The sequence below is a fragment of the Williamsia sp. Y712 genome (genome assembly GCF_059445525.1).
Window position 1 is genome coordinate 696,324 of the sequence record NZ_JCAIUN010000004.1, and the last position, 22,523, is coordinate 718,846.

20 protein-coding genes are annotated in these 22,523 nt (G+C 63.9%); 6 read left to right on the top strand and 14 right to left on the bottom strand.

Annotated features, from left to right (window positions below):
* Window positions 1–87: 87 nt before the first annotated feature.
* The 3 genes from pruA (at window position 88) to AC1D75_RS26410 (ending at window position 4,471) form a co-directional block, all read left to right on the top strand.
* Window positions 88–1,764, top strand: a complete 1,677-nt coding sequence (gene pruA, locus AC1D75_RS26400; RefSeq protein WP_495518267.1) for an L-glutamate gamma-semialdehyde dehydrogenase — start codon at window positions 88–90, stop codon at window positions 1,762–1,764.
* Window positions 1,761–2,720, top strand: a complete 960-nt coding sequence (locus AC1D75_RS26405) for a proline dehydrogenase family protein (RefSeq protein ID WP_495518268.1) — start codon at window positions 1,761–1,763, stop codon at window positions 2,718–2,720. The genes pruA and AC1D75_RS26405 overlap by 4 nt, the downstream gene beginning before the upstream one ends.
* A gap of 194 nt (window positions 2,721–2,914) precedes the next feature.
* Window positions 2,915–4,471, top strand: a complete 1,557-nt coding sequence (locus tag AC1D75_RS26410) for an HNH endonuclease signature motif containing protein (protein WP_495518269.1) — start codon at window positions 2,915–2,917, stop codon at window positions 4,469–4,471.
* A gap of 147 nt (window positions 4,472–4,618) precedes the next feature.
* Here the strand turns inward: AC1D75_RS26410 and AC1D75_RS26415 are convergent, their stop codons facing one another.
* The 11 genes from AC1D75_RS26415 to AC1D75_RS26465 all read right to left on the bottom strand — a co-directional run bounded on the left by AC1D75_RS26415 (window position 4,619) and on the right by AC1D75_RS26465 (window position 15,922).
* Window positions 4,619–4,837 (bottom strand): hypothetical protein, encoded by a 219-nt coding sequence (locus AC1D75_RS26415; RefSeq protein ID WP_495518270.1) that lies wholly within the window; start codon window positions 4,835–4,837, stop codon window positions 4,619–4,621.
* Window positions 4,838–4,955: 118 nt separating this feature from the next.
* Window positions 4,956–6,476 carry an oxidoreductase gene (locus AC1D75_RS26420; RefSeq protein ID WP_495518271.1) on the bottom strand — a complete coding sequence of 507 codons (1,521 nt, stop codon included), beginning with the start codon at window positions 6,474–6,476 and terminating at the stop codon, window positions 4,956–4,958.
* On the bottom strand, window positions 6,473–7,333 hold the full coding sequence (locus tag AC1D75_RS26425) for an FAD:protein FMN transferase (RefSeq protein ID WP_495518272.1): 861 nt from the start codon (window positions 7,331–7,333) through the stop codon (window positions 6,473–6,475). Before AC1D75_RS26425 ends, AC1D75_RS26420 begins: the two co-directional genes overlap by 4 nt.
* An 11-nt stretch (window positions 7,334–7,344) precedes the next feature.
* On the bottom strand, window positions 7,345–7,869 hold the full coding sequence (locus tag AC1D75_RS26430) for an FMN-binding protein (RefSeq protein WP_495518273.1): 525 nt from the start codon (window positions 7,867–7,869) through the stop codon (window positions 7,345–7,347).
* Window positions 7,870–7,955: 86 nt separating this feature from the next.
* Entirely contained in the window at window positions 7,956–8,444 is a 489-nt protein-coding gene (locus AC1D75_RS26435; RefSeq protein WP_495518274.1) for an FMN-binding protein, read from the bottom strand.
* Between the two features lie 95 nt (window positions 8,445–8,539).
* Window positions 8,540–10,210: a substrate-binding domain-containing protein gene (locus tag AC1D75_RS26440; protein WP_495518275.1), complete on the bottom strand. Its 1,671-nt coding sequence runs from the start codon at window positions 10,208–10,210 to the stop codon at window positions 8,540–8,542.
* 105 nt (window positions 10,211–10,315) lie between these two features.
* Window positions 10,316–10,753 (bottom strand): type II toxin-antitoxin system Rv0910 family toxin, encoded by a 438-nt coding sequence (locus tag AC1D75_RS26445; RefSeq protein ID WP_495518276.1) that lies wholly within the window; start codon window positions 10,751–10,753, stop codon window positions 10,316–10,318.
* Between the two features lie 37 nt (window positions 10,754–10,790).
* A complete protein-coding gene (locus AC1D75_RS26450) occupies window positions 10,791–11,939 on the bottom strand; it encodes a lipase family protein (RefSeq protein WP_495518277.1) in 1,149 nt (382 codons plus the stop codon).
* 145 nt (window positions 11,940–12,084) lie between these two features.
* A complete protein-coding gene (locus tag AC1D75_RS26455; RefSeq protein WP_495518278.1) occupies window positions 12,085–12,279 on the bottom strand; it encodes an antitoxin in 195 nt (64 codons plus the stop codon).
* 8 nt (window positions 12,280–12,287) lie between these two features.
* Window positions 12,288–14,795, bottom strand: a complete 2,508-nt coding sequence (locus AC1D75_RS26460) for an HAD-IC family P-type ATPase (RefSeq protein ID WP_495518279.1) — start codon at window positions 14,793–14,795, stop codon at window positions 12,288–12,290.
* On the bottom strand, window positions 14,792–15,922 hold the full coding sequence (locus AC1D75_RS26465; RefSeq protein WP_495518429.1) for an MBL fold metallo-hydrolase: 1,131 nt from the start codon (window positions 15,920–15,922) through the stop codon (window positions 14,792–14,794). The genes AC1D75_RS26460 and AC1D75_RS26465 overlap by 4 nt, the downstream gene beginning before the upstream one ends.
* 154 nt (window positions 15,923–16,076) lie before the next feature.
* Here AC1D75_RS26465 and AC1D75_RS26470 point away from each other — a divergent pair, with 154 nt between their 5' ends.
* A complete protein-coding gene (locus AC1D75_RS26470; RefSeq protein ID WP_495518280.1) occupies window positions 16,077–17,285 on the top strand; it encodes a thiolase family protein in 1,209 nt (402 codons plus the stop codon).
* A gap of 91 nt (window positions 17,286–17,376) precedes the next feature.
* Here AC1D75_RS26470 and AC1D75_RS26475 read toward each other — a convergent pair whose 3' ends face one another.
* Complete coding sequence (locus AC1D75_RS26475) at window positions 17,377–18,327, bottom strand: hypothetical protein (RefSeq protein ID WP_495518281.1); 951 nt, start codon at window positions 18,325–18,327, stop codon at window positions 17,377–17,379.
* 180 nt (window positions 18,328–18,507) lie between these two features.
* Between AC1D75_RS26475 and AC1D75_RS26480 the strand changes: the two genes are divergently transcribed.
* On the top strand, window positions 18,508–19,449 hold the full coding sequence (locus AC1D75_RS26480) for an ROK family protein (RefSeq protein WP_495518282.1): 942 nt from the start codon (window positions 18,508–18,510) through the stop codon (window positions 19,447–19,449).
* Between the two features lie 82 nt (window positions 19,450–19,531).
* Here the strand turns inward: AC1D75_RS26480 and AC1D75_RS26485 are convergent, their stop codons facing one another.
* Window positions 19,532–20,671: an acyl-CoA dehydrogenase family protein gene (locus tag AC1D75_RS26485; protein WP_495518283.1), complete on the bottom strand. Its 1,140-nt coding sequence runs from the start codon at window positions 20,669–20,671 to the stop codon at window positions 19,532–19,534.
* Between the two features lie 115 nt (window positions 20,672–20,786).
* Between AC1D75_RS26485 and AC1D75_RS26490 the strand changes: the two genes are divergently transcribed.
* The gene (locus tag AC1D75_RS26490) at window positions 20,787–21,374 is read left to right on the top strand and encodes a TetR/AcrR family transcriptional regulator (RefSeq protein WP_495518284.1); all 588 of its coding nucleotides are present in this window, start codon (window positions 20,787–20,789) and stop codon (window positions 21,372–21,374) included.
* Here the strand turns inward: AC1D75_RS26490 and AC1D75_RS26495 are convergent.
* Window positions 21,361–22,506 carry an FUSC family protein gene (locus tag AC1D75_RS26495; RefSeq protein WP_495518285.1) on the bottom strand — a complete coding sequence of 382 codons (1,146 nt, stop codon included), beginning with the start codon at window positions 22,504–22,506 and terminating at the stop codon, window positions 21,361–21,363. The genes AC1D75_RS26490 and AC1D75_RS26495 overlap by 14 nt on opposite strands.
* Window positions 22,507–22,523: the final 17 nt, after the last annotated feature.

Here is a 22,523-nt window from a genome sequence, read left to right on the forward strand (position 1 = left end):
CCCCTTTGTTCAGCTGGACCAAGCATATGCAGTCCCTTTGGCCTGTTGGCTATCGTTTTTGCAACGCCGCCGGGCTGTGATGGGGAGATGGATGCCATCACCACACCCCCGCGTGCGCACAACGAACCCGTCCACACTTATGCCCCGGGCTCACCTGAACGCCGACGAATCGTCGATGAGCTGCGCAGTCTCACCGCCGCCGCCCCGATCGAACTGCCCCATGTGATCAACGGTGCCCATGTCACCGGCACCGGAACGCCGACCCCGGTTGTGCAACCCCACGCTCACCACGAGGTTCTCGGCACCTTCACCAACGCCACCCACGACGACGCCCGGGCAGCGGTGGATGCAGCCCTGGCAGCCGCGCCGGGGTGGGCGGCAACCGACTTCGATGCGCGTGCCGCGGTCCTGTTGCGGGCGGCAGATCTGATGTCCGGGCCCTGGCGCGAGAAGATCGCCGCGGCCACCATGCTCGGACAGTCGAAATCGGTGCAGCAGGCCGAGATCGACGCTCCCTGCGAACTTGTCGACTTCTGGCGGTTCAACGTCGGATTTGCTCGCGAGATCCTCGCCGAACAACCGGTGTCGAGCGCCGGCGTGTGGAATCGACTCGATCACCGCCCACTCGAGGGATTCGTTTACGCGATCACACCGTTCAATTTCACGGCCATCGCCGCAAACCTTCCCACCGCCCCCATGCTGATGGGCAATACGGTGGTTTGGAAACCGTCACCGACACAGACCTATTCGGCCTACCTCACGATGAAACTACTCGAGGCGGCGGGACTGCCTCCCGGTGTCATCAACCTTGTTGCCGGTGACGGGATCGCGGTGAGCGATGTGGCACTCCGTGACCCGAACCTGGCCGGAATCCATTTCACCGGTTCGACGAACACTTTTCAGCATCTGTGGCGTGAGGTCGGGGCAAACATCGACCGCTACCGCAGCTACCCACGACTGGTCGGAGAGACCGGCGGTAAAGACTTTGTACTGGCACACAGTTCAGCTGATCCCGATGTCCTGCGGACCGCCCTGATCAGGGGAACCTTCGAATATCAGGGTCAAAAGTGTTCGGCGGCATCACGGGCCTATATCCCGCGGTCGGTGTGGGACACCATGGGGGACGACTTCCTCGCCGAAGCAAACAACCTGAGCTACGGCGACGTCCGAGACCTGACCAACTTCGGCGGTGCGGTCATCGACCAGCGCGCCTTCGACAAATCATCCGCCGCCATCGAACGGGCCAAATCGGTACCCACGCTGACGATCGCGGCCGGTGGCGACCACGACGACTCCGAGGGTTACTTCGTGCGGCCCACGGTACTACTCGGTGACGATCCGACCGATGAAGCCTTCAGTACGGAGTACTTCGGGCCAATTCTGTCGGTCCATGTCTATCCGGACGACAACTTCGATTCGATTCTGCAGCAGGTTGATTCGACCGCTCGCTACGCGCTCACCGGCGCGGTCATCGCCGATGATCGCGCCGCGGTCGGTGCCGCGTTGTCCGGGCTCCGCAACGCCGCAGGCAATTTCTACATCAACGACAAACCCACCGGCGCAGTGGTCGGACAACAGCCCTTCGGCGGCGGACGCGCGTCGGGAACCAACGACAAGGCGGGATCCAAGCAAAACCTGATGCGCTGGACCTCGACTCGGACCATCAAGGAGACCTTCACTCCGGCAACAACTTCTGGCTATCCGCATATGGAAGTCGACGCTGCCGGGCACACCGCCCGCGAGGACGCGGGCAATCGACCGTGAGGCCGGCCACCGCTGCCGCAGCCCGCAGCATCATCACTGCCGCCGGCCATAGTGGTCGGATCAAGCGCCTGAGCAGGCGCCTACCCGTGACACGAGATGTTGTGCAGCGCTTCGTGCCGGGCGAAACCCACGATGATGCCATGGATGCCTGCCGATCACTGCTGGCATCCGGCCGGATGATCTCCATCGACTATCTCGGCGAGGACACCACCGACGAAACGTTGGCCGAAGCGACCGTCGGGGCCTATCTACAACTGATCGACATGCTTGCAGGCCTTGACCTCACGCAATCTGGTCATCCGATGGAGGTGTCGTTGAAATTGTCGGCGCTGGGCGGCGCACTCCCCCGCCACGGAGAGAAGATCGCGCTGGAGAATGCGCACCGCATCGCATCGGCTGCCACTCGGGCCGGCGTGTGGGTGACCATCGACGCCGAAGATCACACCACCACCGACTCGACCCTGCGGATCGTCCGCGAATTGCGGTCCGACTTCCCCGATCTCGGTACCGTGCTGCAGGCCTATCTGCATCGCAGTGAGGACGACTGTCATGCATTTTCCGGACCGGGGTCGCGGATCCGGCTGTGCAAGGGCGCATATGCCGAACCAGCAGCGGTGGCGTTCCAGGACAAGCACGACGTCGACGCGGCCTACCTACGTTGCCTGCAGGTCTTGATGGACGGCGACGGATATCCGATGGTCGCCAGCCATGATCCCGCGATGGTGGCGGCCGCTGAGGCAATGGCCACCACCGCCGGTCGGGACACCGAGCAATGGGAACACCAGATGCTCTATGGCATCCGCGATTCCGAACAGCAACGACTTGCCCAGGCGGGCCGTCAGATCCGCGTCTACGTTCCGTTCGGCTCCCAGTGGTACGGCTACTTCATGCGCCGCTTGGCCGAGCGCCCCGAGAACCTGACGTTCTTCCTACGAGCGCTGGTCTCCCGCAGTTGAGCCTTCGCAGTGACACCTCAGTGACACCAGTTGCCTTGACGGGGGTTGAGTTACGCGACTGACGCGCACAACACGTTGCCTCACAAGGAGTTCACGTCGGCCGACGCCAAACACCTTACTCGAACAAACATTCGACACGATGTGTTTTCCGGAGTATTCTGGTTGAAAGAATTCAATCAGATGTGCTGGGGGGCATGATGACTGACGATCCATCTGATGAAGTCGGGGTTGGTTCTTCTTCGGTTCCGGTGTTGGTGCGTAAGTACCTCGAGTTGGAGTTGCTCGTTGCCGATATCGCGGAGTGCGTCGATTCCGATATGTCCGATGTTGAGCTCAATGAGCTTGTGCGGGTGCATGAACGGATAGTTCGTAAGCTCGAGTTCACCGGGGTGCGTCACCTGTTGCGGGTTTCGGATCGGTCATCGTTTACCGAAGCCGGGTATTCGTCGTTGTTCGGTTTCACGCGTAGCGAGTTGCGGTTGACGAAAGGGCAAACCTCTTCCCGGATCCGGGGTCTGGAGGCGGTGGGGCGATTCCATACGATGCAGGGTGAGGAGTTGACGCCGAAGTGCCCTGCCGCTGAACAGGCCTGGGCTCACGGGTTGATCGGGGCCGCGCATATGGATGTGATGCTGGATGTGCGCAAACACATTCCGTCAGCGGCTGATCCGGCCGTGTATGACGTGGTCGATCATTGGATGACCGAAGAAGCTGTCGGCCAAGACCCCACCCAGTTGGCCGCATCGGGCCGTGCGGTGTTGGCCCGAGTCGATCCCGACGGCCAGCTGACCGACGATTCGGATCGGGCGCGTAAACGCAGTGTGAGTCTGGGTGATCAAGGGGTAGACCTGATGGCCAAGATCTCCGGCACCCTGGATCCGGAAACGTTGGCGATGTTCAAGACCGTGATGGATGTCTGGGCTGCCCCGGGGATGAACAACCCGGCTGACCCGAACTCGCCGACCGGGGCCTCCGATGATCCGAAACAGGATGCAGAGCTGATCAAGGCTGCTGCCGAACGGGATATCCGTTCGACGGGCCAACAACATCACGATGCGCTGAAGGCGATCCTGACAACGATTTTGGAGTGCAACCTGCTCGGCAAGTCGCATCGGGGTTTGCCGGCGCAGTTGATCATCACGATGACCAAAGCGCAGCTCGACGACTGTGCGGGGATCGCGAGAACGGCGTCGGGAGTGGATATTCCGGTCAAAGAGGCCCTGCACCTGGCAGCGCGGTCCGACAAATATTTGGCCGTGTTCGCCGACCACTCCGCGGAGGTGTTGTATCTGGCCCGGACCAAACGGACCGCGCAGAAAGGCCAGCGGCTCGCGTTGTTCGTCCGGGATCGGGGTTGTTCGCATCCAGGCTGCACCAATCCAGCGACCTGGGTCGAGGCCCATCACCTGCTTGCATGGATCAACGGTGGTCTGACCGACATCAACATGATGGGATCAGCGTGCCCGTCGCACCACAAACTCATCGGCGATGGTCCCGGTCAGTGGCAGACAATCATGATCACCGAAGGCCCAGACAAAGGCCGCGTCGGGTGGATACCCCCGGCGTCGGTTGATCCGGAACGCACACCGCGGGTCAACCGGGCCCAGCACGTCAACGACACATTCGCAGCGGCGTGGCAGAAAGTCCTCGCCGACCGCCAGGCGGTGTTGGCCGAAAAGTCGGCAGAGCTGCCCCGAGATCGTGGTGGCGAAGCCCAAACCGGATCCGACAACCTCGAACACATCGAATAACACCCAGGGCGGGCACGTTTCGGGAATCCAGGGTGGCCGGTCACGGTCCGGCACCGGACCGACAACCCGAAACCGGGCCACCTGCGTTCAGGTGACGCGGTTTCGGGAGGTGCGGCTATGGTCGCGGTCAAGAAGGTCCGATGGCACTCAGGCGGCGATCACGGTGTCGTAGTAGCCGTCGTAGTCGGTGTCCATGGCAATCTCGTCGACGTAACCGTCGTAGTCGTAGTCGGTCTGGACCTCGTCGATCCAGCCGTCGGCATTGGTGTCGTATTCGACGATGTCGGCAACGTTGTCGCCGTTGGTGTCGGTCAGGATGGTGTCGAAGTAGCCGTCGGCGTTGGTGTCGTACTGTTCGATTGCCATGAGGGTGAGTCCTTTTCGTGTCGGGTACCGAATCTTCGGAAGGTGCCACGCTGTGCGGCGGTCGAAGATAGGAGCACCCGGGGCGGCGGTTTGTTCCCGCCCTTGCGAAAAGTGCTCGTCAGTAGCCGATGAATCGGTCGGTGTGCACGCGCCAGGGTTGCCACCGCAGTCCGGGTTCAGCATGCAACAGCATCGGCTTGATGGCGTCGAGCATGGCCGGCGGACCCGACAGGTAGTAGTGCGATCCGGGATGTGCCACGGCAGCAATGTCGCTGGCACCCACCAGTCCGCCGGTCACGGTCACCACCGTGGCACCGGCCGCGCGGGCGGCGTCGAGAACATCGGTGTACACCAATCGATCGTCACCGTTCGCCGCATAGATCAGCGAGACCTGCTTGAGGTCCCCGCCGCGGTCCAACAGGTCGGCGAGCATCGACCGGAACGGCGTGATTCCGATACCGCCCGCGATGAACACAACCGGCGCCGAAAGTTTGCGTGGAAGGGTGAAGTCCCCGCCCACCTCGTCGATGTACAGCTTCGTGCCCGTTCCACCGCCGTCGATCAGCCGCTTCTTGAATGCCGAGACGTTGCCTGCTGCGGTGAAGCCGAACCGAGTGGTCGGCTCCCCCGGCGCACCGGCGAGCGAGAACACTCGTCGTGTGCCCTGCTTGTCGGGCGTCGGATTCCAGGTGGGAGCAGAGACCTGCGCCCACTGCCCGGACCGGAAACGCACCCCGGGGGATGCGAGCACCTCGTAGGTGTCGACACCGATGGGTTGCACCGACTTGATCGTCAGCACCGGACGTCGCCACCTGCGGGCGACAACGAACGTGAACACGCTGCCCGCCAGCAGGGCCATCTCGGGAACGAAGGCGAGCGTGTAGTCGGAGGTGATCTCGAACGTCTGCCCCCAGTACATGAGCACCCCGACTCCCGCCGCGTAGATCCCCTGCGCGAGGCGGGTGGTCGGTGATGTCAGCGGTTCGGTGAGCATGATCGCTGCCACGAACAGCAGTGGTGTCGACTGGAATCCCAGGTCGAGGGCGTCGCCGACCGGGGTTCCGTCGTCGAGCGCGACCGCGACGATCGTGATCACCGAGGCCAGCAGGAAGATGCCGGACATCCACCAGTCGCGAAGCTTCCAGACGACCAGCAGACCGATCACGATCATCGGGATCAGCAAGGCGTCTGCTGCCACCCACCAGATCGGATACGCGAAGTAGCCGACAGAGAAGTAGGCGAACAGGTAGCTGACCACTGCACCGACCACGGCTGGGTTCACGATGTGCCGACGTCTGATCGCCAGCACATACTTCGATGCGCTCGCGATCGCCGCGGCCAGCACCAGACCCCACGCGGTATCCGAGTCGGTCACGCCCGGGAAGATGAAGAACAAGATCAATGCGGTGATCAGCCAGGATTCACTACCGGGTGGAACCCGCACGATCGCCGCACAGATATATGTCACGGCGGCACAGACAACCACAAGAATCGCCAGCGAGCCGGCCAACTCTGTTGCGGTGTACTGGAAGTCGGCATCCGATGCGGCCACGACAAATGAGTAGACCGCCAGCACCACCAGTGCCAGCAACACGAACCGGTACATCGAGAGCCGGTCGACAAGCCGTAGGTACCTCACAGAAACAACTCCAGTTCTCGCGCATGCGAATGTTCCACGGTGCCGTTCGCCCGTACCACCACATAGTCAAACCGATAGCGGCTTAACAGTTTCTGAGGAGGACAGAAGAACAGGGCGGTCGACAGCCCGTCTGCGGTCATCGCGTCGTCGGCGATGGCCCACGTGGCCAGTACTTCCCGGGTGGGCGCGGAGGTGGTCGGATCGATGATGTGATGCCAATCCGCCCACGCCCGACGATTGCTTGCCGACCCGCAGATCGCGTTGCCCTCGATCACCACGGTGCCGATGGCTTTGGTCGGATCAACCGGATGTTCCAACGCGATTCGGTGGGATTGCGATCCGGCCGCGATGTCCCCGCTGCCGTTGACCAGATAGCGTTCGAACCCGTGCGATGCGATCACACCCGCGACCCGGTCGACGGCAAATCCCTTGCCGGTGGCGCCCACATCGATGAGCGCAGGCGCGGTCAGTTCCAGCTCGCCCGACCACTTGGTCAACACGTCGTCCCACAGTGGCACTGCAGCAACATGTTCCGCCGGCGTCAACGAGTAGCCACTGTCATAGCCCGCGTCATCGAGTGTCTGGCCGACAAGCGGGGTGACCTTGGCGCCGGTGAGCTCGTAGAGTTCGCGGTGCAGATCGATCATCGGCTGGTCGGTCGATGCGATCGGGTACCGACCGGCGCGCTCTGCCATTGCGGCAACCATCGAATCCGGGCGAAACCTCGACCACACCCGATCAATTCGGTCGAGCTCGTGCGTGATCTCCGCTCGCAGGTCATCCGGGATCGGGCCGGGCAAAGTCACGTCCCACGCCGTACCGAGTGCCTCGAACTCCCAGACCGTCGGCTTCGTCACCGCGTCGAGATTCAGCCCTGAGCCAGGGATTTGATCTGCTCGATGGCGTCGTTGAAACCGCCTGAGGTCAAGGATGATCCAGAAACCTTGCTCACGTCGAGCTCATCGATGTTCTTGCCGACAACCAGTGCGTCGATCCCACTGGCGAACTTGCCCTGGAACTCCGAGGACGTGCCCTTGGTCTGACTGGTATCGAGCGTCAGTGCGGTGATGACCGAGTTGGCCAAGGTGACCGTCACGCCGACCTCTTGCCGACCACCCGGTGACTGGTAACTACCGAAGGCACTGTATTCACCGTCGGTGTATGCCGATGACTCAGTACCGGATTCCGCCGCTGCTGACTCGGCGGGTGCCGATTCGGCGACCGCGGAATCACCGGTTGCGGCGGTGGTTGTTGTGGCCGATGAATTACTGTCGCCATCGTCGCCACAGGCCGCGATGACTGCGCCGGTGGCCGCGATGACCGCAGCGACCTTGCCCGCGTTGACAATCCGATTCTTCACCGATGACGTTGATGTCGAGGTCATGGCATCCATTGTGCTCCCTGAAAGTTGACCGTGGTCCGTTTGAAACGCGTTTTTCAGGAGACTCTCAGTTCTCGGACACGCGCCGAATAAACCGTTTACGCTGCAGCCTCAGTTTTGATCTGGTCAATCGCATCATTGAAACCGGTGGACGTCAAGGAAGACCCCGACACCTTGCTCACGCTCAATTCATCAATGCTCTTGCCGACGACGAGTCCCTGCTCGGTTACGCCGGTCTTGAACTTGCCCTGAAAATCAGCCGAGGGTCCGGTGGTCGCGCTGGTGTCGAGTGTCAGTGCGGTGATCACCGAGTTCGACAGGGTGACCGTGACACCGATCTCCTGCTTTCCGCCAGGAGACTGGTAGCCACCGATCGCGGAGTACTCACCGTCGGTATACGGCGACTCGCCACCCGATGCGGAACCGGACTCGACCGCGGTGGCAGATGAAGCCGCCGCGGCCGGCGCGGCGGTGTCGTCGCCGTCGCCTCCACACGCCGCAACAGCCATCGTTGCGGCCGCAACGACCGATGCGGCCTTGCCGGCGTTGACAATTCGAGCTCGGGCAGACGTCGTCAGAAAACTCATACCCGGATAGTGCCGCATCTATCCGGTCCATGGTCCGTTTTGTCGAAAATTGTTAGGTTAGTCTCACCTACATCATTGGCGCTCGACCACCGTTTTCACCGACCGGCGGCCTCGATGCGCGCTGCCACGGCGTCGACGAACACCGTCGAGATATCGGCCGGGGTCTTGGCGACGTAACTGGTGCCACCTGTCGCCTCTGCGATCTTCTTCAGCGATGCGGCATCAGCATCTTCCGTGATGCCGATTGTCAGGATCAGCACCGGTCGAGCCGGATCCTCGAGTCGCTTAAGCTCGGCGAGGAGTTCATCGAGCGTGATCGAGTTCTCGTCCTCATTCTGTCCGTCGGTGAGCAGGATGACGCTGTTCGAGAAGTTGGGATCGTATGTGTCCTGAACTTCCTTGTACGCGGCCAGAGTCGTGTCATAGAGGCCCGTCGCGCCACCCACTCGGTCAGGCAACGTCAGAAGCTCGGACTCCAGACGCTCGCGGTGGGTCTGGCCATCGGCCCCAACGGTGTCGAGGCGTTCGATCGGCACCAGCGGTAACCAGTCCTGTCCCCTCCCACCCATATTGATGGAGAACAGCCAGGAGCCCAACGCGGTGGTGTTGGGGAACAGCTTCAGGCCGTTCTGACTGGCTTCCACCAACATCTCGGCCCGGGTCGAGTTCCCCGCAGGCGCTGACATCGACCCTGACGCATCCTCGACGACCAGAGTGCGGATCGGTACTCCGAGCACCGCCCACTGCCGCAGCGCTTTTGACTCACGCTCCGGATCACCCGCTGTGAGAACAGTCACATCGCCAACTCCGCCTTCAGGCGCCGGTCCATCGATGCCGGTGCGGAATCCCGCGGCGGTCAGCGTCTGCGCGCCGCTGTCAGAAGTGATCGCCTCGAACAGCTCCTGACCGGCCTTGCCCACCGTGTCCTTGCGGGCCGCAGGCGCCGTGTTGAGCATCGGAAAATCGAGGACGACGGTGCCGTCGGAAGGGACGGAGGCCGACAGCCCACTGCTGGGATCGGCGCGCTGGTATTCGATGAAGTGCTGTTCACTGACCACCGTCGGCGAGTCACTCACCCCGGCGAGTGCGAGCCGGTCTCCATCGGCATCGCCACCGACCCGCGCGTTGCCCTGCTGCAACGCCAGCAGGGTCATCCCGTCGGTGAAGGACTTGGTGTCGATGGCGCCCGACTGCTCGGCAGCCAGCGCGCCGATGATCGGGGCGTCGCCGGTACTCGAGTCGATCGGGTTGCCGAGTCGCAGTCCCGGCAACTTCATCACATCGACCCAGTTCTCCAGCGCCGGAACGTTTTTGCCGACCACCACCACGGGGCTTGCCGCGACCGATTCGGCGACCACATCGTTGCCGACGCGGACCTGCTCGGTGACCGTACGGGCGCGGGTCGACGAATCCGCAATCCACAGGTCCGGCGCACTCTCTCCCTTGGTGAGCTGCCCTGCAACGTTGGCGCCGCTGACCGCGGACACCGTGAAGTCGAAGCAAGAGTCGCCCGACGCGGTACCCGCGAGCGGCTTGATCGTGGCCGCCATCGAAGGATCCGCGATGACCGACACTGCTTCCCTCGAGTCACAATCCGGACCGGACCCGTTGCCGATCGTCCGCCACAGGACTACCCCGGCCACCAGCAACGCTACGAGAACCAGCGCACCCACTATCCACGCGGTCCCGTGCCCCCGGTCCCCATCTCGGTGTCCGCTGAATCCGAACTCGCCTCCAGCATTGCTGTCCCCACCATGCCGCCCCATCCGTTACCGCCCTTGTTTCGAGGTTCGCCGGATTCTATACATAGCCTTGTCAGGCGCTAACCCCCATTTGGTAACCGAAATCGGGAATGTACCAGGGGTATTCACTCAGGAGTACAGATCGTGAAAATTCTTTAGTGAAGTCTCGATTTCACTTTTGACAACCTTCGCCGTGATCTTCCCGACCGGACCGATCATGGCCAATCCGCCGAGTTCGATCTCAAAGGTCAGTTTTGAGCCTTCCGGTGCCGGATCCACCGCGAGGATCAGCGTCACCTTGACCCCTCCCTTGCCGGAACCCTTCAGGCTGACGCGGTGCGGTGGATCGAAGGCGTTGACCGTCCAGTCGAACCGGACGCGAGTGCCCCTGGACGCGATGACTGAGGACACCTTGAGGCCCTTGCCGATCTCTTCCGGCCCGGGAAGCGGGCTGCGCCAACCTTCGTGGATCGTCAGCCACTCGTCGTAACTCGAGAGATCCAGCACCCGATCCCACGTCTTCTCCGGCGTCACACCGACCTCTATCGCGTCCTTCACCTTTGCCATGGCGCTGACGTTATCGGTCCGGCCACATCTTGACCCGTCACACGGGACACGTGTCGGGCGCCGGCTCCCCGGCAAATCGGTCGGCGATCCAGTCGACGGCCTCACCGGTCACACCCAGATTGGTGTGTCCACCCTCAGGCTTGCGAACGACCTCGATCACGTCGCCCTGCGCGCAGGCGCGCTGCACCGCGGCAGTTGTCCAGGCGGACAGGATGATCGTGTCCTTGTCCCCGTAGGCCACGAACAACGGCCCACCCGCGGGCTCGGCGGGCAGCGCATCGGTGATCAGGATCCCCCGGAGCCGCTCGAGTGCCTCCTGGTCGGCGACCGTCGCGTCACCGGGCACAACGTCCATCGCAGCGGAGAACTTGTCCGCGATCGAGGTGGGCCCGCATGAGGTGAAGGCGTCCGCCCCGGCAGCCAGCCCCCCGCGCATGTAGTCGTCGGGGTCGAGATCGGGATGCACTTCGCGCAGTCCCGCCACCAGATTGGGGATGAAGATCTTCTGGGCGTCGGTGTAGGTCAGATCGAGTCCCGCATCGGTGATCGGCGACAGATCGGCGGCAGGCGCCAGGGCCGCAGCCCCGACGAATTCGAGTCCCTGACCGTAGTCGTCGGCGTGCTCCGCTGCGGCCCAGGCGGCTTGGCCACCCTGCGAAGCACCCATCGCGGCCCAGTCGGCAGACGCTTCGGGTACCACATTGCGGGCCGCGCGCACCGCGTCGATCATGTTGTACGCAACGGTTTTCGGTTCCAGATAGGGATGCGTTCGCGGGCTCTCGACGCTGGTACCCAGTCCCTGGTAGTCGCTCGCGGCGACCACGTATCCGCGGGCCAGCAGTCGCGCGACGTTGCCGTCTTCGCCGAGCAGGTCCGGGTAGTCCGACGGACCGCACGTCACATCGGTTCCGGTGGTGCCGTGGCCGAGCGCGACCACCGGCCATCCACCCGGTGGCGGATCACCGGCCGGGACGGCGATCACCCCGGACACATCCGTGCCGAAGCCACCGGCGTAACCGGCCGTCGAGCGATAGACCACTCGTATCAACCGGCCGGCATCGCCCAGAGTGCTGCTGCCTTGAAACGGCCGCTGTGTCAGGACCGCACCGCGATCGGCGAGTGCGGGAGGTGGGGGCGGCGGCGTCGTCGACGATTCAGACAAAGACGGCGGAGACGATGGGCTCACACCATCGTCTCCGCCGCCGCCTGAGCATGCCGTCAGGGTCAAAACCCCGGACATCAGCACACTTCCGGCCAGCAGGACTGCCGGCCTCCAGGCTTCCTTCAAGTTGTTCTACCTACAGCGCAGTCCGCTCAGTGCCAGGTCTCGATTACTGAGGTTTCGGCTGGTCCGGGTTCGAACCACCGTCCTGCGCAAACTTCTTGGCAGCGTCCGCACCCTTCCTGACCTGGGCGGAGTACTTACCCTTGGTTGCCTTGTTGACGGCGTCAGCACCCTGGTCGATGACCTTGGTGTTCTTGCTGAGCGTCTGCTTGCCCTTGTTGATCAGACCCTTGATGTCCATGTGTGGCCTTACCTTTCTGCGGCGCCGGTAACGTTCTCGGCGGTCTGTGGGTCTTTGGATTTCAGCTTACGGGACCACATTGCGAAGACGGGGTTCAGTCGCCACAGGATCTCGACCGCGACGATGCCGACCGCGGCGGTCGCCAACCCGATTCCGGTCTTGCCCCAATCAGTCGGATCCAGCTTGAACATCTCCTGCGTGAACGGCAGCGAGAAGATCAGCACGTACATGAGCACCGAGACGGTCAGCAGCACGATCTTCCACCAGTTGTAGGGCCGCGCGATCACCGCGAGTACCCACATCGAGACGGCGATCATGGTGATCAGTGCGGTGGTGGCGGCCTGCATCTGCTCCGGCGGCAGATCCACCGAATTCTTGGAACCGAGTTCGACACCGGAACCGCCCGGGTAGACCAGCGCGTAGGCCACGAATGTGCAGACCGCGACCACGATTCCCGACGGGACCGCCAGACGGAGTACGCGGCCGACGAAGCCGGTTCGGGCCCGTTCGTTGTTGGGGGCCAGCGACAGTACAAAGGCCGGAACACCGATGGTGAACCACGCGGCGATCGTGACGTGGATCGGCTGGAACGGGTAGGACATCGGCGCGAACCCGAAGATCTTGCCCAGGATCCCGGCAACTCCGATGGTCATGGCCAGCAACACCGCATACACGGTTTTTGTCAGGAACAGCGTGGAGACGCGTTCGATGTTGCCGATGACGCGACGGCCTTCGGCGACCACATACGGCAGCGTGGCAAAGCGGTTGTCGAGCAGGACGATCTGAGCCACCGAACGGCTTGCCGAGCTACCCGAACCCATGGCCACACCGATATCGGCATCCTTGAGTGCCAACACGTCGTTGACACCGTCTCCGGTCATCGCCACCGTGTTGCCGCGTGACTGCAGTGCACCGACCATCGCCCGCTTCTGATCCGGACGGACCCGACCGAAAGTGGTGTGCGAATCGACGACGTCGGCGAGTTCATCGGTGCCGGTCGGCAGCTCACGGGCGTCCACCGCGTCGTCCAGCGTCCCCAGACCCAGCGACCCGGCCACCGCACCCACGGAGACGGCGTTGTCCCCCGAGATCACCTTGACCGAGACATTCTGCGACGCAAAGTAGTCCAGCGTCTCGCGCGCATCTGCGCGCACCCGCTGTTCGAGCGCGATCAGTGCGCGCGGCGTGACGACACCGGGCGCGGACAAATCGTCCGTCGACTCGGTGTCGACCGACACATCGGTCGAGGCCAGCAACAGCACGCGCAGGCCACCGGACCCCAGTTCGCTTGCCTGGGCCGCGGTCTGGGCCTCCGACGGCAGCAACATGTCCGGTGCACCGAGCAGCCAGTTGCCTCGGGGCTCACCGGAAGCGCTGTCGGCGAAAGAGATACCACTCCACTTCTTCGCCGACGTGAACGGGGCGACGGCGCTCGACGTCCAGGCCGGGGCGTCCGGGAACGCCTCGGCCATGGCCTGGACACTCGCGTTCGGACGCGGATCGTGGGCTGCCAGCGCGGCCAGCGCCAGCTCCAACTCGGCCCGGTCCCCCTGCACCGGAACCAGTTCCGAGAGCCTCATCCCGTTCTCGGTGAGCGTTCCGGTCTTGTCCGCACAGACCACATTGACCCGGGCCAGGCCCTCGATGGCGGGCAGTTCGTTGACCAGGCACTGCCGCTTGCCGAGCCGGACCACACCGACCGCAAACGCGATCGAGGTCATCAGCACCAGACCTTCGGGCACCATCGGGACCAGCGCCGCAACCATTCCGAGCAGGCTCGCCTTGATGCCGTTGTCGCTGATGAACAGCTGGTTGACGATGGTCAGCACACCCGCCGGGATGAGCAGGTAAGTGATGATCTTCAGGATCTTGTCGATCCCGTTGCGCAGTTCGGAGTTGACCAGCGTGAACTTGCTGGCCTCTTCGGCAAGCTGCGCGGCATAGGCATCGCGGCCGACCTTCGTCGCGCGGTATGCGCCGAACCCGGCGACCACAAAGCTGCCCGACATGATCGGATCCCCGACAGCTTTGTCGACCGCGTCGGCTTCACCGGTCAGCAACGACTCGTCGATGTCGAGGGAGGCCGACTCGACGGTTTCACCGTCCACCACGATCTGATCGCCGGGGCCGAGCTCGATGATGTCGTCGAGCACGACCTCGCCCGGATCGATTTCGGTGGCGACACCATCGCGGCGGACCATCGGCCTGGTCTGGCCGACGATCGCCAGTGCGTCGAGGGTCTTCTTCGCGCGGATCTCCTGGATGATGCCGATGCCACTGTTGGCGATGATCAGCAAACCGAAGGCGCCGTTGATGATCGAGCCGGTGCTCATCACGATGATGAACAGCACACCGAGGATCGCATTGATTCGGGTGAAGATATTCGAGCGGACGATATCTGCCACACTTCGGCCCGACCGGTCGGGCTGAACATTGACCTGTCCCGCCGCCACCCGGTCGGCGACCTGCGCCGCACTCAGGCCTGACGCCAGATGCGTCTCGTTGATTGCGGTCATGCCGCGATCTCCCACCAATCCTGGGTCGCGAAACCGTGTCCACTGCGTGAGTGGACATCGAAACGGGCGCCGGGCATCGGGGTGATCACCGGAATGTGCAATTCCTCGGCCGCCGGGAGCAGTCGCTGCACCGGGTCGGCCCACTCGTGCAGCGCGAGATTGAATGTCGCCCAATGGATGGGAAGCAACAGAGACTCGGACAGGTTGGCGCGATTGAGCATTCGATGCACGTCCACCGCTTCCTCTGGGTTGAGATGGATGTCGGGCCAGAGCCGGTCGTAGGCGCCGATGGCGACCAGCGACAGCCCGAACGGACCGTGGTCGGCGCCGACCTGCTCGAACGATTCGGTGATGCCGGTGTCGCCGGAGAAGAAGAAGTTGTTGCGCGGCCCGGTCACGGCCCAACTGGCCCACTGAGTGGTGTTGCGTTGCAGTCCTCGCCCGGAAAAGTGTCGGGCGGAACAGCAGTTGAAGCGCAGATCTCCGATGGTGACCGACTCACCCCAGTCGGCCTCGCGGATTCGGAAGGCGTCGATGCCCCAGTACTGCAGATGTGCCCCGACCCCGATCGGCACCACGAACACGGCTTCCGGATGGGTTCGGGCGAGCTTGCGGACCGTGGCGGTGTCGAGATGGTCGTAGTGGTCGTGGCTGATCAGGACGACGTCGATGGCGGGCAATTCATCGAGTGTGTGCGGCACGGGGTGCAACCGTGCAGGTCCGACCACACTGGACGGTGAGCAGCGCTTGCTCCACACCGGATCGGTGAGGATGCGGTGTCCGTCGAGTTCGACCAGGACCGACGCATGACCGAACCAGGTGGCGGCGAGGTCGGCGACCTCCACAGGCAACGGCGAGGCGTCGAACTCCAGGCGGGCGCGCGGTTTGCCGATGTCACCGCGGCGGAGCATCGCGAGTGCGGCCGCTTTGTCGCCGTCGACGGGCCGCGGCGGCTCGAGATTGCCGAAAGTGCCACCGGTTTGATGCGGTGAGCCACTGATATGCGGGAGCACAAGATCTTTCGGCGCCCCCATGGCCCGATACACCTCGGTCCCGACTGTGACTCCGGCGGCCGCGAAGGCCGCACCAGCGGTTGCGGCACCGGCCAAGAGCCTGGGACCGGTCATGGGATTCGGTAGGCGCACCACCTGGGACACACTACCGGCCACGTGTCCCATTTCTCGGATCCGTCGGCCCGGCGGTCGATCAAGGGTCGACAGGACGGAATATCTCGGGGTATACCTGACTTATAGAAACCATAGCCAGCTGAAGGAGTAGGTCATGACCCAAATCGTTGATGCGGTAATCGTCGGTGCGGTACGAACTCCGATCGGAAAGGGCAAGCCGGGCCGCGTTGTCGACGGTGTGACGGTCGGTGCAGGTGGACTTCACGACGTTCATCCGGTCGACATGCTCGCCCACAGCCTGCGCGCGCTCGTCGAGCAGACCGGCATCGACCCGGCGCTGATCGACGACGTCATCGCCGGTGCCGTCACACAGGCCGACGAGCAGGGCCAGAACATCAGCCGCAAGGCCGCACTGGCTGCCGGCTTCCCCGAATCGGTTCCGGGTACCACCATCAACCGACAGTGCGGTTCGAGTCAGCAGGCGATCTCGTTTGCCGCCCAGGCCGTGATGTCGGGTGTGCAGGACGTGGTGGTCGCAGCCGGTGTGGAGTCGATGAGCCGAGTGCCGATGGCGTCCGATGTCCGGCCCGGCGTCGACGCGTCCGGCGTCGGATTCTCGCAGCGGTACTCGGACGGACTGATCTCTCAGGGCCTGGCCGCCGAATTGATCGCGGCAGATTGGGGCTTTTCCCGGACCGAACTCGACGAGTTCGCGTTGTCGAGCCACGACAAGGCCGTCGCGGCGACAAAGGCAGGCCGGTTCGACCGGGAGATCGTGCCCCTGGCCGGCCTGCGCACCGATGAGATGATCCGCCCGGGCGGCACCATCGAGCAATTGGCCACACTCAAGCCCGCGTTCTACCACCCGGCGATGCTCGAGCGGTTCCCGCAGATCGAATGGCAGATCACGGCAGCCAATTCGAGTCCGCTCTCCGACGGCAGCGCCGCGGTGTTGATCATGAGCAGCGCCAAGGCCGCAGAACTCGGACTCACGCCGCTCGCCCGTCTGCACAGCTTCTCGGTGGTCGGCTCCGATCCGCTCTACATGCTCACCGGCGTCATCCCGGCAACCGAGAAGGTGCTCGCCGCGGCCGGCCTGACCATCTCCGACATCGACCTGTTCGAGGTCAATGAGGCCTTCTCCCCCGTCGTCCTCGCGTGGGCCAAGGACACCGGCGCCGACCTGGCCAAGACCAATGTCAACGGCGGCGCGATCGCCCTCGGTCACCCACTCGGCGCCAGCGGTGCCCGCATCATGACAACCATGGTCAATGCACTGCAGCAGTCCGGTGGCCGCTACGCCCTGCAAACGATGTGTGAGGCAGGCGGGATGGCCAACGCCACCATCATCGAACGCCTCTAACCCCACCCCACCGCAAACGCTCCACCTCTACGAGGGTGCTCCACATATTTGTGGAGCACCCTTGTACAACCGGAGCGTTTGCGGGAGTGGATCACTGCAAACCCGCTCGCCGCAACCCATTTCGCAAAATCTCGCGCAACCGTTCGGGGTGCATCAGGTCGTCCCAACCCCACCGTGCGACCACGAACCCGAGTTCGTTGAGGCGTTCCTCGCGGCGCTTCTCGCGGTACACCGCATCCGCAGGCGTCTCACCCGGGCGAAGATATCGGATGTACTTACCCTGACCGTCGAACTCGCCGAGAAGATGGTCTTTGATCCGAAAATCAGTGCGCGCCACATGTTCACCGTCGGGAGCGTAGATCTCCGGCTGCAACTGCGGTACCGGGATATCGGGCATGCCATACATCCGGGCGCGCGACAGCGACTCGCCGACGCTTTCCGAAGCACTGTCGGCGAGCGATACCGCCCGTCTGGCGTTGCCCACACCCTTGCGTCGACCGGCCCGCGCGAGCACCATCTCCAGTCCGGCGCGGGACACACCCATCCGAAGAGCCGCATCGCAGGCACAGAGCGCCTGCTCGAAACTGCCCAGACGGCTGATGTCGACGGCCGTCCTGGCGAGGCTGGTCACCAGGAGTCCCGGGAGTTCGATGACCTCGTCGGGCAGCCACGACGCGGCATGCAATCGGCAGGCCCGGTCACGATTTCGCCCGCCACCGACACGGTTCACGGTGAAATGCACTCGATCCAGGTCGGCGTCGAACGTCGGCACCCCGAGTAGTGCTGCCGCGGACCAGTGACTCACCGCCTTGGCGCCCTCCCCCGCGTCGACCGCCCCGAGAACCTTGAATCGGTATCGGCTTTCGCGCTCCTCGCGGCTCGGGACGCCGTTGCATGGACCACTCGGCACGTACATGCCCCGGTAGACCCGCTCCAGGCTCCCGGCCCGGACTGCAGCCTGGAGCGTGTGGTCGTTGTGACCGGCCGACGTTGCCGTGCGGCGCAAGACCAGACCCGCTGCGCTCAACTCGTATTCCCCCATGAATCCGATTCTGGCGCGTCCGATGGTGCCGGCTTTCCCTTCGATGTCCGCACTGTGGACAACTTCGTCTCCTGTGCACAACCCCAAACGCTCCGGTAATACGAAGATGCTCCACATATTTCTGGAGCGTCTTCGCACAGGTGGAGCGTCTGGGGAGGGGTGGGCCACTAGGCTGAATCGGTGGCAGATGATCTGGTCCTCGCGATCGACCTCGGTGGCACGAAAGTGGAAGCCGCACTGGTCGACCCGGACGGCAACGTGCTGGCGGCCGGTCGAAGTCGGGCCCGCACCGGTCCACAATCCGCACCCGACCATCTCGGCAGCAACGTCATCCGGGTTGTCGATCATGCACTCGCGCACGTGCCCGAGGACGCACAGGTAATCGGCGTCGGGATCGCAGCGGCCGGACCCGTGGACGAGCGGGCCGGAACCCTGTCCCCGATCAACATTCCGCAGTGGCGCGACTACCCGCTACGCGATCTGGTTGCCGGCCGGATACGAGAAACGCTGGGCCACATACCCGTCCACTTCCATCGAGATGGCGTGGCGATCGTGCTGGCCGCGCAATGGATCGGCAACGCAGCCGGTGAGAAAAACCTGTTGGGCATGGTGATCTCCACCGGTATCGGAGGCGGCTTCATCGTCGATGGCCGGGTACTGGCCGGGAACAGCGGCCACATCGGGCAGATCCAGTTGTCCGGCTTCACCGGCGAGCTCAGTATCGGCAGCCGCACCACACTCGAGTCCGTGGCCTCCGGGCCGCATACTGTCGCCTGGGCCAACGCAGAGGGTTGGACGGGGTCCACCGGCGAAGACCTCGCCGCGTCTTATCGGAACGATGACGAGATCGCCCATCGCGCGATTCGCCGCGTGGCGCAGGCTGTGGGACAGGCGATCTGCAGCGCTGCAGCACTGATCCAACTGGACGTGGTGGCGATCAGCGGCGGCTTCGCGAGGGTGACACCCGACCTGATCCCGCTCATCGAACAGGTCGTCGCGCAACATCCACTCGACTACATCTCACGCGTTCGGGTTGCCGATGCCGGACTGTCCGACACCGCCCCACTCGTCGGTGCCGCCGCCCTGGTGTACCGCCGCGCTCACGTCGGCCTCCCGACCTGACACAAACGCTCCGCCTGTACGGAGATGCTCCAGATGTACGCGGAGCGTCTTCGCATAAGCGGAGCGTTTGCGGGAGGGACGGTTAGGTCGCCAGCGAGCGACTGATGACCAGTCGCTGAATCTGGTTGGTGCCCTCGAAGATCTGGGTGATCTTGGCCTCGCGCATCAGCCGTTCGACGCGGAAATCCTTGGTGTAGCCGTAGCCGCCGAACACCTGGACCGCGTCGGTGGTCACCTTCATCGCCGCATCGGTGGCAATCAACTTGGCCACCGACGCGTTCCGTGAATACGGCACACCGGCATCGCGACGACGAGCGGCATCGATGTAGGTGGCGCGGGCCGAATCCACCGCGGCCGCCATGTCGGCGAGCAGGAAACCGAGCCCCTGGTGGTAGATGATCTTCTTGCCGAACGTCTGCCGCTCCTGCGCGTAGGCGACGGCCTCGTCCAATGCGGCCTGCGCGATGCCGACGGCGACCGCCGCGATGCCGAGGCGACCCGAATCCAGTGCGCTGAAAGCGATCTGAAGGCCCTGCCCTTCGGCGCCGATGCGGCGGTCTTCGGGCACAAACGCATTGTCGTAACTGGCCGATGTGGTCGGAACCGCCGTCAGGCCCATCTTCTCTTCCGGCTTCCCAAAGCTCAGACCTTCGGTGTCATCAGGGACGAGGAAACACGAAATGCCTTTGGACCCTTCGCCGGTTCGGGCGAACAGGTTGTAGAAGTCGGCGACACCACCGTGGGTGATCCACGCCTTCGATCCGTTGATCGTGTAACCGCCCTCGGAGGCGGTGGCCTTGCAGGCCAGGGCTGCGGCATCGGAACCGGCCTGCGGCTCCGAAAGACTGTAGGCACCGATCTTCTCACCACCGAGCATCTCCGGGAGCCAGCGCTGCTTCTGCTCGTCGTTGCCGAACGCCATGAGGGGATGGCACGACAGGCTGTGCACACTCACCGCGACTGCCACCGCGGCCCAGCGCGCCGCCAACTCTTCGAGTACCTGGAGGTAGACCTCGTACGGCTGGCCGCCGCCTCCCCATTTCTCGGGGTACGGCAGGCTCAACAGACCCGTCTGGCCGAGCACCTTGAAGGCCTCGGCCGGATATTTCTCGGCCTTCTCGTACTCGTCGACGATGGGTTTGAGTGCCTTGTCCGCGACGTCGCTCGCCAGCTGGACCAGGTCGCGGGCTTCTTCAGTGGGGAGCAGCCGGTTGACGGGCATCGGGCACCTTTTCGATCGTCGGGACAGGCATTGGCCGGACTCGTTTAGCAGTACTGAGCCGGACCTTTCAGTACCGTTGACAGTACTCCAGAACCTCACGCAGTACTATCAGCACATGGCTGCGACCGTTTCCCCTGCACACGCGACCGCCCGCCGTGCGCAGCTGTTCGACGAACTGGTGGCCCTGTTCCTCCACGAAGGCTTTGCCCACCTGACGCTCGACCAGATCGCAGCGCGCCTGCACTGCTCCAAGTCGACGCTGTACACGCTCGCAGGAAGCAAGGATGAACTCGTCCGCGAGGTGACGGTGCACTTCTTCCGGGCCGCGACCACCGAGGTCGAGGCGGCGGTGCAGCGCGCCACCGGGACAACCGAACGTCTGACCGCCTATCTGACTGCGGTCGGTGCCGCACTGGCGCCCGCCGACGAACAGTTCATGGAAGACCTTGCCGGCTTCCCACCCGCCCGCGACATCTACGAGCGCAATACCCGGGCGGCAGCAGATCGCGTCCACGAACTGATCAGCGAAGGTGTTGCCGCCGGCGATGTCCGCGACGTCCACGCGGCTTTTGTCGCCGATGTGGCGTCGGCCGTCATGGTCCGGATCCAGCAGCGCAAGGTCAAAAGTTCTGTCGGGCTGGATGATTCACAGGCCTACCTCGAACTCGCCCAGCTGCTGACCACCGGGATCAGCGCGCCGTAGTCACCTCGGCCACGTGGTGCGCGGTGCCATGGTGCGCGGTGTCATGGCGCGCGATGGTCAGGGCCGCGATCACGATCCCGAAGACGACCCCCAGCGCGGTGTCCGCCATCCGGTCGAGCGCCGCATCCGGGGTCAGACCCGCACCCAGTGCGGTGAGCAGCAATGCCATCGGGGTAACGGCCATCGAGCAGAGTCCATAGTTGACGGCAACCAGGAGTTCCGCCGCGATCTGGAAGATCACAACGAGAACCACCGCGCCCCAATAACCCAACGGCACCGCGAGCAGTCCGGCGGCCAGCACTCCGCCGACCACGTTCCCGATCAACCGCTGCACACCGCGATGCACGGTCAGGTGAAAGTTGATGCCCTGCAGCGTGGCGATCGCGCCCATCGCCGCCCACATCGGATGCGCCAGACCGATGGCATAGGCAACACCGGCGGCCACCGCAGAGGCCAGGGCCACCCGGACCGCCGAGGCAATCAGCTCTCGCTCGGCCATCCGGCGAAGATCCGCACCCACCGACCCCCACGACGAGCCACCGGAGTTTCGGACGCCCCGCACCGCATAAAACGGCCACGGAGCCAAGGACGCGCAGATTCCGATCGTCACTCCGATCGCCGCAGACGCGGTCGCGGCAACCACATCACCCGTCGACGTCGCATAGCCCACCGCAGCGGCCGCGGCGAAGATCATCACCACTGGTCCGGGACCGACCAATCGGCAGGCACCCATGACCAACACGGCAACGGCTGCAGCCACCGACATGCCCACGATCTGCACCGTCATCGAGGCCCCCGCGGCACCGAGAATGCCTCCGAACACCACGAACACGACAAGTGTTCCGCCGGTCACCGCGAGCCGCGGCAGCCGGATGCGATAGGGATCGGCGCGGCAGAATGCCGAGGTCAAAGCGCCCAACGCGGCGAATCCGGCGATATCGACCCGCCCGGCCAGACCGCCGATCACAAGCACAACCGCGAGTGCGATACCCACTCGGACGGGCACCCAGATCGCCGCGTTGCTGCGGTTCAGTGTCAGCGCGGCATCACGCCAGGTCCGAGGAGAAGCAGAGTGGGCCAGCGCATGACGACGACGGGTCATGTGCTCGGAAAGGGAATCGCTTGTCAACACCTAAGTATTTTATAACT